The sequence below is a fragment of the Mesorhizobium sp. BR1-1-2 genome (assembly GCF_020165435.1).
In the GTDB taxonomy this organism is placed as follows: domain Bacteria; phylum Pseudomonadota; class Alphaproteobacteria; order Rhizobiales; family Rhizobiaceae; genus Mesorhizobium.
On the sequence record NZ_JAIUID010000026.1, the window covers coordinates 1 to 12,284 of the forward strand.

Annotated in this window: 12 protein-coding genes and 1 pseudogene; 9 read left to right on the forward strand and 4 right to left on the reverse strand. The window is 63.3% G+C overall.

What is annotated here, in order from left to right:
* Positions 1-483, forward strand: a 483-nt coding sequence (locus LB551_RS29190) for a response regulator transcription factor (protein WP_224661343.1), incomplete at its 5' end; no start/stop codon positions are given.
* Between the two features lie 84 nt (positions 484-567).
* Here LB551_RS29190 and LB551_RS29195 read toward each other — a convergent pair.
* Positions 568-735 (reverse strand): hypothetical protein, encoded by a 168-nt coding sequence (locus LB551_RS29195; RefSeq protein ID WP_140554276.1) that lies wholly within the window; start codon positions 733-735, stop codon positions 568-570.
* A gap of 217 nt (positions 736-952) precedes the next feature.
* On the opposite strand from LB551_RS29195, the gene LB551_RS29200 reads away from it, so the two are divergent.
* Together LB551_RS29200 and LB551_RS29205 are read left to right on the forward strand one after the other, a co-directional pair.
* Entirely contained in the window at positions 953-1,225 is a 273-nt protein-coding gene (locus LB551_RS29200; RefSeq protein ID WP_224661344.1) for a hypothetical protein, read from the forward strand.
* A 273-nt stretch (positions 1,226-1,498) separates the two neighbouring features.
* Positions 1,499-1,963, forward strand: coding sequence for a L,D-transpeptidase (locus tag LB551_RS29205; RefSeq protein WP_140517911.1), 465 nt, complete (start codon positions 1,499-1,501; stop codon positions 1,961-1,963).
* A gap of 152 nt (positions 1,964-2,115) precedes the next feature.
* Here LB551_RS29205 and LB551_RS29210 read toward each other — a convergent pair whose 3' ends face one another.
* Positions 2,116-5,199, reverse strand: a complete 3,084-nt coding sequence (locus LB551_RS29210) for an efflux RND transporter permease subunit (RefSeq protein ID WP_140554279.1) — start codon at positions 5,197-5,199, stop codon at positions 2,116-2,118.
* The gene (locus LB551_RS29215; protein ID WP_224661345.1) at positions 5,196-6,506 is read right to left on the reverse strand and encodes an efflux RND transporter periplasmic adaptor subunit; all 1,311 of its coding nucleotides are present in this window, start codon (positions 6,504-6,506) and stop codon (positions 5,196-5,198) included. Before LB551_RS29215 ends, LB551_RS29210 begins: the two co-directional genes overlap by 4 nt.
* Positions 6,507-6,651: 145 nt before the next feature.
* Between LB551_RS29215 and LB551_RS29220 the strand changes: the two genes are divergently transcribed.
* Entirely contained in the window at positions 6,652-7,221 is a 570-nt protein-coding gene (locus LB551_RS29220) for a TetR/AcrR family transcriptional regulator (protein WP_224661346.1), read from the forward strand.
* A gap of 29 nt (positions 7,222-7,250) precedes the next feature.
* Here the strand turns inward: LB551_RS29220 and LB551_RS29225 are convergent.
* Positions 7,251-7,402, reverse strand: a pseudogene (locus LB551_RS29225) (acetoacetate decarboxylase family protein); the annotation flags it as partial.
* An 88-nt stretch (positions 7,403-7,490) separates the two neighbouring features.
* Between LB551_RS29225 and LB551_RS29230 the strand changes: the two are divergent.
* The 5 genes from LB551_RS29230 (at position 7,491) to LB551_RS29250 (ending at position 12,281) form a co-directional block, all read left to right on the forward strand.
* A complete protein-coding gene (locus LB551_RS29230) occupies positions 7,491-8,279 on the forward strand; it encodes a 3-hydroxybutyrate dehydrogenase (RefSeq protein WP_224661347.1) in 789 nt (262 codons plus the stop codon).
* Between the two features lie 117 nt (positions 8,280-8,396).
* Positions 8,397-8,612, forward strand: a complete 216-nt coding sequence (locus tag LB551_RS29235) for a hypothetical protein (protein WP_224661348.1) — start codon at positions 8,397-8,399, stop codon at positions 8,610-8,612.
* Between the two features lie 311 nt (positions 8,613-8,923).
* Positions 8,924-10,252 carry an NAD(P)H-dependent oxidoreductase gene (locus tag LB551_RS29240; protein ID WP_224661349.1) on the forward strand — a complete coding sequence of 443 codons (1,329 nt, stop codon included), beginning with the start codon at positions 8,924-8,926 and terminating at the stop codon, positions 10,250-10,252.
* Positions 10,253-10,254: 2 nt separating this feature from the next.
* Positions 10,255-11,283, forward strand: a complete 1,029-nt coding sequence (locus tag LB551_RS29245; protein WP_140554286.1) for a thiamine pyrophosphate-dependent dehydrogenase E1 component subunit alpha — start codon at positions 10,255-10,257, stop codon at positions 11,281-11,283.
* Positions 11,283-12,281 carry an alpha-ketoacid dehydrogenase subunit beta gene (locus LB551_RS29250; protein ID WP_224661350.1) on the forward strand — a complete coding sequence of 333 codons (999 nt, stop codon included), beginning with the start codon at positions 11,283-11,285 and terminating at the stop codon, positions 12,279-12,281. Before LB551_RS29245 ends, LB551_RS29250 begins: the two co-directional genes overlap by 1 nt.
* Positions 12,282-12,284: the final 3 nt, after the last annotated feature.

A 12,284-nucleotide genomic window follows, 5' to 3' on the forward strand; every position in this document is an offset into this window, starting at 1 on the left:
GGCGGGGGTGGCGAGGGCGGGCCGGATTTCATCCTGATCTGCCGGCCGGCCGATCTCGTCGACAAGGTGCTTGCGCTCGAGCTCGGTGCCGCCGACGTCATCGAAAGTCCGCTCAATGTCAGGGAACTCGCCGCCCGCGTCGGCGGCCTGCTGACGCGGCGGGGCAGGGCCGCCCAGGAGCTGATCGTGCTGGAGAACGCGACCGTCGATTTGAAATCGGCCATCGTCATGCACCGCTCGGGCACGGAGGAGCAGCTTTCGCCCGGCCAGGTGGCGCTGCTTCGGCTGTTCCTGGCCAGTCCGCGCAAGGTGCTGACGCGTGACGACATAATCGCGGCGGCGCCGGCCGAGAATGCCGACGCCTTCGACCGCTCCATCGATTCGCGCATCGTGCGGCTGCGCCGCAAGCTCGATACGGAAGCCATCACCACCATACGCGGCGCCGGCTACCGTTTCGATCCGCCGGCGCAATTCGCCGATTGACGGCCCGGCGCTCACGTCATTCCCCTGGCTGAGCATCGGATTTCCCAGAACGGTTTTTCACCTTGGGCCCGATTGCCATGCGGCTCAGCGCACCACCAGTAGCGATGGCCCCGACGGCATGTCGCCGCTTGTCGCGAACTCGCCTGCATGCGCGCGCTCTTTCAAGAGCACGGTGGCAAGCCCGGCAAAACCGAGCAGGCCCTGTGCGTAGAGCAGTGCCGAAAGCACCGAAGCTGCAAGTTTCGTTTTCATTGCATCAATCCCCCAGTAATTCATGTTGCGGCGGCTTGTTTTCCGAAGACCAACGCCCGTCTTGGGTGGGCACTTGTCGCTTCGGCGTACTTCAGGAAACTCCCGAAGTGCCCGCGCCGTCTACGGAGCCCCCCGTCACGGCGCGGGCCTTCGGTCCTCTCAGCAGCAAGTTGCCGGAGGGGCCGCGCAATGCCAGCAGCCGAAGGCCAACCCGCCAGTGGGCCTTGAGCCGGACGATGCGCAGGCTGGAACAATCCAGACCGTGGCACAAAACAGGACGGTATGCAGGGTTGAGATCTCACTCGAACTCATCGCCGCGAGGCTGGCCATGGAACCGTGGGCAACCGTGCCGGCGCCGCTGATGGCTGCTGCTGCGATGCTGATCCCGAGAAATCAGGACCACATATTCGTTTTCGTTCCCGTGGTCGTTGCCGTCTGCTTTCGTTACGTCAACTCTGCCGGCGGCCTGTATCCGCTTCATGCCGCCTGAAGTAGCGCTTTGTTGCAGATTAGTTTCGAAATTGAGCCCCAATCTTTCACCTTGGGGAAATTCGAACTTTCGTTTCGGGCTGAATACCTATGTGCCGTGTCCTGTGCGAGCTGACAGCTTCGATGTCCGCCCTTTTTGACTTAGGTTCTGTTAATCAGAGGAAACACATTCGAAACACAAACGAGCATTTCACGAAATCTCACCGAAACATGATGCAAGGATAAGCCGCTCATCGAATTTGGGGCCGGCCAGACCGGCAGAGAGAGGGACATCATGCATACTGCTATTTCCGCCAAGCTCATCAACATCACCGCCGCCGCTGCCCTGACGGGCGCGGCACTTCTGTTCGGTGCCGGCACGGGTACCGCGCATGCCGCCAACAAGATCGTGGCGCGCGTCTCGCTTTCGCAACAGGTCATGGAAGTCTCGGTCGACGGCCGCCCGGCCTTCGCCTGGAAGGTTTCCACCGGTGACAGGGCGCATGTGACGCCGACCGGCTCGTTCAAGCCGACGCGCATGCATGAAATGTGGTATTCGAAGAAGTACGACAACGCGCCGATGCCGCATTCGGTGTTCTTCAGCGGCGGCTATGCGGTGCATGCGACTTATGCCATCAAGCGGCTTGGCCGGCCGGCCTCACATGGTTGCGTGCGGCTGCATCCCGACAATGCCGCCGATTTCTACCAGCTCGTCGAGACCTTCGGGCCGGCCAACACCAGCATCGTCATCGTCAAGTAGCAGGCTGGCAACGGGTCGGCACAGCAGCCATATCCGTTCAGGGCTCCCGCCGGAACATCTTTTCGCGGCAGTAGAGCACAGCCAAAAAAAGAGGCCGGGGTGTTCCGGCCTCTTTTTTGTTAGTTTTTGTTCGTTCGGCAATGCCGTTTCCATTAGCTCGGCAATGCCGGCATCAGTTTGGGATCCGGCTTCTCTGCCACCTCGGGCAGATCCTTGCTGGCAATGAAGGTATAGAACATGGGCACGACGAAGAGCGTGAACATGGTGCCGACCAGGATGCCGGTGAAAATGACCAGGCCCATCGAATAGCGGGCAGCCGCGCCGGCGCCGCTGGACGTGATCAGCGGCACCACGCCAAGCGCCATCGCCGCCGTCGTCATCAGGATCGGCCGCAGCCTCACCTTGGCCGAAGCGATGATGGCGTCGCGCCGCCGCATACCGTGGATCTCGCGCTGCTGGTTGGCGAACTCGACCAGCAGGATGCCGTGCTTTGTGATCAGGCCGATCAAAGTGATCAGTCCGACCTGCGTGTAGATGTTGAGGGTGCCGAGGCCCAGATTGAGCGGCACGATGGCGCCGAAGATCGACAGCGGCACCGCCATCATGATGATCAGCGGATCACGGAAGCTTTCGAACTGCGCCGCCAGCACCAGATAGATGACGATGACGGCCGCCCCGAAAGCGATCAGGATCGTATTGCCCTGTTCCTTCTCCTGCCTGGACTGGCCCGAATAGTCGATGAAGAAGGTGTCGGGCAGGTTCTCCCTGGCAATGTCCTCGAGGACTTTCAATCCGTCGCCGGTGGTGACGCCGGGCAGCGGCAGCGCCGAGATCGTCGACGAATTCAGCTGGTTGAACTGCTCGATCGCGGCCGGCGACGCATTGGTCGAGATCTTCACCACCGCCGACAGCGGCACCATCTCGCCTGTTACGCTGCGCACGAAATACTCGCCGAGTTTTTCGGGATTGTCGCGGAATTCTTTCGGCACTTGCGGGATGATGTCGTAGCTGTTGGAGTCGCGGTCGAACTGCGCCACTTCGGCGCCGCCGACCAGCAGCGTCAGCGTCCGGCCGATATCGGCGATCGGCAGGTTCAGCGCCGCGGCGCGGTCGCGGTCGATGGTCACCGTCACCTGCGGCGCATCGTAGGCCATCGAATTCTGCACGACGATGAAGCGGCCGGAAGCCTGTGCCTTGTTCTTGATCTTCTCGGCCACGTCGTACACTTCCGAGGAGTCGCCGGTCGATCGCACGACCATGGCGATGGGCAGGCCGCCGCCGGAGCCCGGCAGCGTCGGCGGCGCAAAGACGAAGGCCTGGACGCCCGCCACCTTGGCGAGACGGGCTGTGATGTCGGCCTGCAGCTCCTTCGAGTTGCGCTTGCGCTCCGCCCAGTCCTTGAAGGCGAAACCGACGAACGCACTGTTCGTCGTGCCGCCGAACGCGACGGCCGAGAACTGCGCCCGCGTTTCGGGAATATCCTTCACCAGACCGAGCATCTGGTTGACGTAAGTCTCCGTGTAATCGGATGTCGCGTAACGCGGCGCCGTTACAAGCGAGAGCAGGAAGCCCTGGTCTTCTTCCGGCGCCAGTTCGGTTGAGGTCTTGGTGAACATGAAGCCGGTCACCCCGACAAGCGCCAGCACGATGATCAGCGTCAGCGGGCGATAGTTGAGCGACCCGGTGACGGCCCGCTCATAGACGTGCTCGACTCGCGCGAAAGTGCCGTCGACAATGCGCTGGAAACGGCCTGGCGTGCCGGACTTCAGCAGGCGCGCCGACATCATTGGCGTGATGGTGATGGCGATCACGCCCGACAGCACCACCGAGCCGGCGAGCGTGACCGCGAATTCGCGGAACAGCGCGCCGGTCAGGCCGCCGGTGAAGGCCAATGGCGCGAACACCGCGGCCAGCGTCATGGTCATGGCAACGATGGCGGTGGCGATCTCGCGCATGCCGTTGAAGGCCGCCTGCATCGGCGACATGTGGTCCTCTTCCATGTGGCGGTGGATATTTTCCACCACCACGATGGCGTCGTCGACGACGAGGCCGATCGCCAGAACCATGGCGAGCAGCGACAGCAGGTTGATCGAATAGCCCACCGCGAACAACAGGAAACAGACGCCGATCAGTGACAGCGGGATGGTGACGATGGGCATCATCACTGAACGGAAAGAGCCCAGGAACAGAAGGATAACGACGACGACGATGGCAACAGCCTCGCCGATGGTCTTGAACACTTCGTCGATCGAGGCGCTGATCTGCCCGGTCGCGTCGTAGACGATCTCGATCGTCATGCCTTTCGGCAACGTCTCCTGGATTTGAGGCACCAACCTGGTGAGCGCCGCCGCCGTGGTCAAAGGATTGGCAGCCGGGGTCGGGAAGATGGCGAGGAAGGTGCCTGGCTTGCCGTTGAAGGAGACCCTGGTGTCGGTGTTCTCGGCGCCGAGTTCGACGCGAGCGACATCGCGCAGCCGTACCACATTGCCGTCGGTCGAGCGCAGCGGCAGCTCGGCGAAGGCTTCAGGGGTCTGCAGCGTCGAGCGCACGGTGATCGAGGAGACGACATATTCGTTCTCGGTGTTGCCGGGCGCCGACAGGAAGTTGGAGTTGTTGATCGCCGTCAGCACCTCCGATGCCGTCACGCCGCGGGCGGCGAGCCTGACCGGATCGATCCAGACGCGCATCGAATATTCCTGGGCGCCGAAGATCTGCACATCGGCCACGCCTTCGACCGTCGACATGCGGGGCCTGATGACGCGCTCGATATACTCGGTCAGCTGCTCCTTGGTCATGTTGGGGTTCTGCATCGAGATGTACATCATCGCGAACTGCTGGCCCGTGCCCTTGACGATGACGGGATCCTTGGAGGCGTCCGGCAAGGTGCCGCGCACGCCCTGGACCTTGGACAGCACCTCGGTCAGCGCGACGTCCGGGTTGGAGCCGAGCTTCATCTGCACCGTCACCGTGCTCGAGGACGGGCGGCTCGACGACGTGACGTAATCGATGTTCTCGGTCGAGGCGACGGCGCGCGCGATCGGAGCGGAAATGAAGCCCTGGATCAGGTCGGCGCTGGCGCCCGGATAGGCCGTCGTGATGGTGATCGCGGTTTCGTCAACCTTTGGATACTGGCGGATCGACAGGCTGAATATGCCCTGGAAGCCCAGGAGCAGGATCATGCATGCAAGGACCGTGGAGAGGACGGGCCGGCGAATGAAGAGATCGGAAACGCTCATTGCTGGTCGGCCTGCTTGTTCGCCGATTTGGTTGGGTCGATGGTGTTGTCGACGTTGACGGACATGCCGTTGAACAGGCGATTCTGACCTGCCGTGACAACCTCATCGCCCGCCTTGAGGCCCTCGACGATCTCGACCATGCCCTCGTTGCGGCGGCCGGGTTTGACGAATACCTGCGACAGGACCAGGGCAGGTTGCTCGCCCGCGGCCGGCTTGGCCTGATCCGCGGCCGTTTTGTCCGCCGGTTTTGCCGCATCGGCGGCAGGCTTCGCGGCTTCGGCCGGTTTGGCATCGGCCGCGGGCTTGGCGTCCGCCGGCTTGTCGGTCGCCGCGGCGGCGGCGGGCTTTGTCTCATTGGTCGGCTGCGCCTCGGCGGGCTTTGCCGGGTGCACCACGAATATGTAGTCGCCATAGAGGCTGGTGGTCAGCGCCGTCTGCGGCAGCGCCAGCACATTCTGCTCCTGGGGCAATTCGACACGCACTTGCACGAACTGGCCGGGGGTCAGCTTGCCTTCGGGGTTGGCGACTTCCGCCCGGATGTTCACCAGCCGGCTGGACGGGTCGATCTTGGGATCGATACCGCGAATGGCCCCGGCAAAAGGCATGTCGCCGCCGCTGAGGCCCAGCCGAACCGTCTGCCCGATCTTGAGCAGCGGCAGTTGCTGTTCGGGGACCGTGAAGTCGACCCGCATCGTGTCGAGGTCCTGCAGCGTCACCACGGCGGTGCCGGGCGCCAGATATTGGCCGAGATCGATCTTCGGGATGCCGACGGTGCCGGCGAAGGGCGCCGTCAGCTGCTTCTGGTCGAGCACCGCCTGAAGCCTGTTGACCTGGGACGCCGAAGCGGACGCGGCGGCACGTGCGGTGTCCAGGGTCGAGTCCGAGCCGACACCGCGCTTGGTCAGTTCGAGTGCGCGGGTCAGCGATGTCTGATCGAGCGCCGCCTGCGCCTTCTGTGCCGCGAGATCGGCGCGCTCTACGGCGTCGTCGAGTTGCAGCAGCACCGCATTGGCCGCCACTTTCTCGTTGGCATGGAAGGGGATCTCCTTGACGATGCCGGCGGTCTCGACCGTCAGGTCGACACCGCGCACGGCGCGGACCGTGCCGATTGCCTCGATGCCCGGCGTCCAGTTCGACGGCTTGACGATGGTTGTCGACACGGTTGCCGCTGGCGGCTTCATCGTGGCGAAATATTGCTTGATGCCGTTGTCACGCAGGAAATTGAACCCGACGATGCCGCCGACCACAATGACGAGCACGGCCAACACAAGAATGATGATAACGAAACGGAGTATGCGCTTGAACAAGGAAGTCCCCTCAGTCGAAATCCGGCGCGAAGCGCGGATATCGGGACACATATCGACTGCGGGCCCCGATTTCAAATGACCGCGGTCTTACTGTACCGTCTGGACGGTCTTGTCAATTGGGCCTAAGCTTGCGATGGGAGGCGCCATGAAAGCCCAACGAACGAACTCGCGCGAGAGGATTCTCGCTGCGGCGGCGGACGTCGCACGGGAATCCGGCCCCGGTAGCCTGTCCCTGGATGCCGTCGCCAGCCGCGCCGGCGTATCGAAGGGCGGACTGCTCTACAATTTCCCGACCAAGGCCAAATTGATGCAGGGCCTGGTCGAAGGCTATCTGCGCGAATTCGAGCAGGCGCTGGAGACCGCCAGCAGCAACGACAATGGCGCAAATCCGCTCGCCGTCTACATCAGGCTTTCGGCCAAGGATTGCGAGGACAAGCAGCCATCGGCGTCGTGGATATTTTCGGCGATCGCCGAGGATCCGGACTTCATGTCGCCGATAAAGACCTTCAAACGACAACTCTTCCAGCGACTGAAGAGCGAGACGCCGGATCTCAAGTCGCTGCTGGTCTGCTATCTCGCCATCGAAGGCCTGCGCAGCATGAACCTGTTCGACGCGGATGTGCTTTCCCCAGACGAGCGGCAATTGCTGGTGTCGTCGCTGCTGGAAATCGCCGGATCGTCCGATGTCGGCCCTGCCCGGGCCAAGCGACCCTGACGGACCATCAGGGCGGTTCGGTGTCTACGCAATTCCGGAGGAAAAACCGCGCTCCCGCCGGCGATTGGCGCGTCGTCGAGGTACATCGAGTGGACATAGCCGCCATGCTGGCCTTGCAGCGCACCGGAATGACCTGGCCGGTCTCGGTGTAGTCGCCGAAGCCGGTCGGTTCGGGCATGCGCGGATATATGGCTGTGGCATCGTCATGTTGCGGTGCACAAGAACGCGTTCTATCTTTCGTGTTCCCTCCCACCATCGCGAGATCACCCATGGGTTCCCTGTCTTCGAAGAATGCGCTCGTCACCGGCTCGACCAGTGGCATCGGCCTGGCTATCGCCCGCGCCTTCGCCGCTGAAGGCGCCAATCTCACCATCAACGGCCTGGGCGACGCCACGACGATCGAGCAGGAGCGCGCCGGCATCGAGAAGGATTTCGGTGTCAAATGCCGCTACTCCGACGCCAACATGATGGACGGCGCGGCGGTCAGCGCCATGGTGCATGAGGCCGAGGCGGCGTTCGGCAGCCTCGATATCCTGGTCAACAATGCCGGCATCCAGCATGTCGCGCCGATCGAGGAATTCCCCGACGATAAATGGGAAGCGATCATCCGCGTCAACCTGGTGTCGGCCTTCTACGCGATCAAGGCGGCGCTGCCCGGCATGAAGAGCCGCAAATGGGGCCGCATCATCAACACGGCTTCGGCGCATGCGCTCGTCGCCTCGCCGTTCAAATCCGCCTATGTCTCGGCCAAGCACGGCATATCAGGCCTGACCAAGACGGTGGCGCTGGAAGTGGCGCAGGAGGGCATCACCGTCAACGCGATCGCGCCCGGCTATGTCTGGACGCCGCTGGTCGAGAAGCAGATCCCCGACACGATGAAGGCGCGCGGCATGACCGAGGAACAGGTCAAGCGCGATGTGCTTCTGGCCGCACAGCCGACAAAGGAATTCGTCGCCGTCGAGGACCTTGCCGCCCTGGCGCTGTTCCTGTGCTCGGATTCAGCCAGGCAGATCACTGGCGCGACCTTGCCGATGGACGGCGGCTGGACGGCACAATAAAGCCCAGGCGAGGCATCCTGTTTCCGGCTAATGCCTTCGGGAGCCGGCAAGCGGTTGCAAGTGGCACAGGACCGGTCGGTCCTCCTGTTTATGCACCACCCGCCGTTCGGCATCCCCATGCCGGTGCTCGACGAGGTCAGGCTGACCGACGCCGATGCCCTTCAAGAGCTGCTCCAACGCCATGGCAATCACATCTTCATCGGACATGTCCACCGGCTGATCGCCGGCAACTGGCGCGGCATTCCGGTCAGCACGCTGCGCTCGATTTCTCGGAAAGCTGGAGTCTCGGCCGCGAACCGCCGCCTACGCCGTGATCTTCGTCGACGCGGATGAGGTGATCATCCATTTCACGATTTCCCGGTTGGCTGGCACTTAGCCAGGCGAACGCCCGTTCTCCCGTCACACGCCCAGCGCCTCGGCGCCGGACTCGTAAGCGCGTCTTGAGCCCGAACTTTTCCGGGCCCGAATGCGTCGAACCGTCGCGAGCCGTTTGATTGTCCGATTTGCTGGCTTTCCCACCTCGCCGGCGATGCTGGGAAGTGCTGCAAAAGCGCTACGAATCTGGACATTAGTCTTGACAGAAATACAGATGTTCAATACCCGTCAGGTGATTGAATTGCAGCATTACGGGAGGAATGAGCGATATGGCTTCCAATGTTTCGTTGACGGGCCTTGCCCGTGATCTCGAGGTGCGGGCCAAGTCGGGCAAGCCGATCCGCATCGGCCTGATCGGTTCGGGCGAGATGGGAACCGACATCGTCACCCGTGTCGCCCATATGTCCGGCATCGAGATCGGCGCCATTTCCGAGCTGAACCTGCCGGCGGCCAGCAAGGCCGTGGATATCGCCTTCCAGGAAACCGGGCATGCGCGCGAGGTGTCGACCGCCTCGGCGATGACGGCCGCCATGGAGGCCGGCAAGGTGGCGGTCACCAACGATGCCAGCCTGGTCATCAACAATGACCTGATCGACGTCGTCATCGACGCCACCGGCGTTCCCGCCGTCGGCGCCGAGATCGGCTTGCGCGCGATGGAGCACGGCAAGCACCTGGTGATGATGAATGTCGAGGCCGACGTCACCATCGGCGCTTATCTCAAGAGCGAGGCCGACCGGCTCGGCGTCACCTATTCGCTGGGCGCCGGCGACGAACCGTCCTCCTGCATGGAGCTGATCGAGTTCGTCTCGGCGATGGGCCATCCGATCGTCGCCGCCGGCAAGGGCAAGAACAATCCGCTCAACATCGATGCCACGCCGCCCGACTATGAGGAAGAGGCCCAGCGCCGGCACATGAATGTGCGCATGCTGGTCGAGTTCGTCGACGGCTCCAAGACCATGGTCGAGATGGCGGCGATCGCCAACGCCACCGGGCTGGTGCCCGACAAGGCCGGCATGCACGGTCCGGCGGCGACGCTCGGCGAATTGTCCAAGGTGCTGGTGCCGCAGAAGGACGGCGGCGTGCTGTCGAAGGTCGGCGTCGTCGACTATTCGATCGGCAAGGGTGTCGCGCCCGGCGTGTTCGTCGTCGCCGACATGTCGCATCCGCGCATTTCGGAGCGCATGGAAGACTTGAAGATGGGCAAGGGGCCGTACTTCACCTTCCATCGGCCCTACCATCTGACCTCGCTCGAAGTGCCGCTGACCTGCGCCCGCGTCGTACTCTACGGCAAGGCCGACATGGTGCCGCTGGCAAAGCCGGTGGCCGAAGTCGCAGCCGTGGCCAAGAAGGACATGAAGCCGGGCGAGAAGCTCGATGCGATCGGCGAATATTGCTACCGTGCCTGGATCATGACGGCGCCGGAAGCGCATGCCGCCAGGGCTATTCCCTGTGGCCTGCTGCAGGGCGGTTCGGTGACGGCGCCGATCAAGAAGGGCGAGCTCATCACCTACGCCAATGCCGCCCCGGCCCCGGGTTCCAAGATCGCCGAACTGCGCGCGCGCCAGGACAAGCTCGTCTACGGAACCGTGGAGGCGTGATCATGGCCGCAGCCAGCAAAGCCGTCGCGGACAGCCGCGCCAACCTGCCCTTCGTCTATCGCCAGTACAGCGCCGAGCAGCTCAGAGAGGTGCTCTACAAGATGTACCTCATCCGCCGCTTCGAAGAGGGCGCGGAGGAGAGCTACACGCGCGGCCTCATCCACGGCACCATGCATCTGTCGATCGGCCAGGAAGCCAGCGCCATGGGCATCTGCATGCCGCTCGGCGAGGATGACCAGATCACCTCGACGCATCGCGGCCACGGTCACTGCATCGCCAAGGGCGCCGAGGTCAAGCGCATGTTCGCCGAGTTCTTCGGCAAGACCACCGGCTACTGCAAGGGCCGCGGCGGCTCGATGCACATCGCCGACGTCGCCAAGGGCAATCTCGGCGCCAATGGCATTGTCGGCGGCGGCATTCCCATCGCCGTCGGGGCGGCGCTCTCCTCCAAGATGATGAAGACCGGCAAGGTGGTGGTCTCCTTCTTCGGCGACGGTGCCAACAATGAGGGCGCTTTCCACGAGGCGCTCAACATGGCGGCGATCTGGAAGCTGCCGGTGATTTTCGTGTGCGAGAACAATGGCTACGGCATGTCGACGTCGACGGCCCGCTCGACCGCGGTCAAGAACATTGCCGAGCGCGCCGCCGCCTATTCGATGCCCGGCGTCATCGTCAACGGCAACATTTTTTCGGAGGTGGCCGAGGCGTCCTACAGAGCCGTCGAGCGCGCCCGCGCGGGCGAGGGGCCGACGCTGATCGAGTCCAAGACCTACCGCCATCGCGGCCATTCCAAGAGCGACCGCAACCGCTATCGCACCAAGGAGGAGATCGAGGATTGGATGTCGAACCGCGATCCGATCACCCTGTTTGAAAGCGAACTGCGCGACTTCGGCTTCATCGACGACAAGGGCATCGAGGCCATTCGTGACGCGGTGGCCAAGGAAATCGCCGACGGCATCGAGTTCGCCAAGGCGAGCCCGTCGCCTGATGTCAGCGAGACCGGAAATTACGTATATACGGAGCAGGCGTGATGGACGCGATGGTGCGTGAACTGAGCTACGCCCAAGCGATCCAGGAAGCCATGGCGATCGCCATGGACATGGACGAACGCGTCTTCCTGATGGGCGAGGATATCGGCGTCTATGGCGGCGCCTTCCAGGTGACCGGCGATCTGGTCGAGCGCTACGGCGCGGACCGGGTGATGGACACGCCGATCTCGGAACTGGGCGGCGCGGGCGTCGCGGTGGGTGCGGCCCTCACCGGGATGCGGCCGATCTTCGAGTTCCAGTTCTCCGATTTTGCCACGCTCGCCATGGAGCAGATCGTCAACCAGGCGGCCAAGATGCGCTTCATGCTGGGCGGCGAGGTTTCGGTGCCCGTCGTGATGCGCTTTCCTGCCGGTTCAGGCACCGGTGCCGCCGCGCAGCACAGCCAGAGCCTGGAGGCCTGGCTTGGCCATGTGCCGGGCCTGAAGGTCATCCAGCCGGCGACGCCGCACGATGCCAAGGGCATGCTTTTGGCTGCCGTCGCCGATCCCGATCCGGTGATGATCTTCGAACACAAGCTGCTCTACAAGATGAAGGGCCCGGTTCCGGAAGGCTACTACACGGTGCCGATCGGCAAGGCCGATATCCGCCGCGAGGGGCGCGATCTCACCATCGTCGCCACCTCGATCATGGTGCAGAAGGCGCTCGACGCCGCGGCCTCGCTGGAGGCGGAAGGCATCGACGTCGAAGTCGTCGACCTCAGGACGATCCGCCCGATGGACAAGCAGACCGTCATCGACAGCGTCAAGAAAACGTCGCGGCTGATGTGCGTCTATGAAGCGGTCAAGACGCTCGGCATCGGTGCCGAAGTCAGCGCGATGATCGCCGAGAGCGACGCGTTCGACTATCTCGACGCGCCGATCGTGCGGCTGGGCGGCGCCGAGACGCCGATCCCCTACAATCCGGAGCTGGAGAAAGCGACGGTGCCGCAGGTTCCCGACATCATTACCGCCGCGCGCGACCTCGTGAGAGGGGTCCGCTGAGAG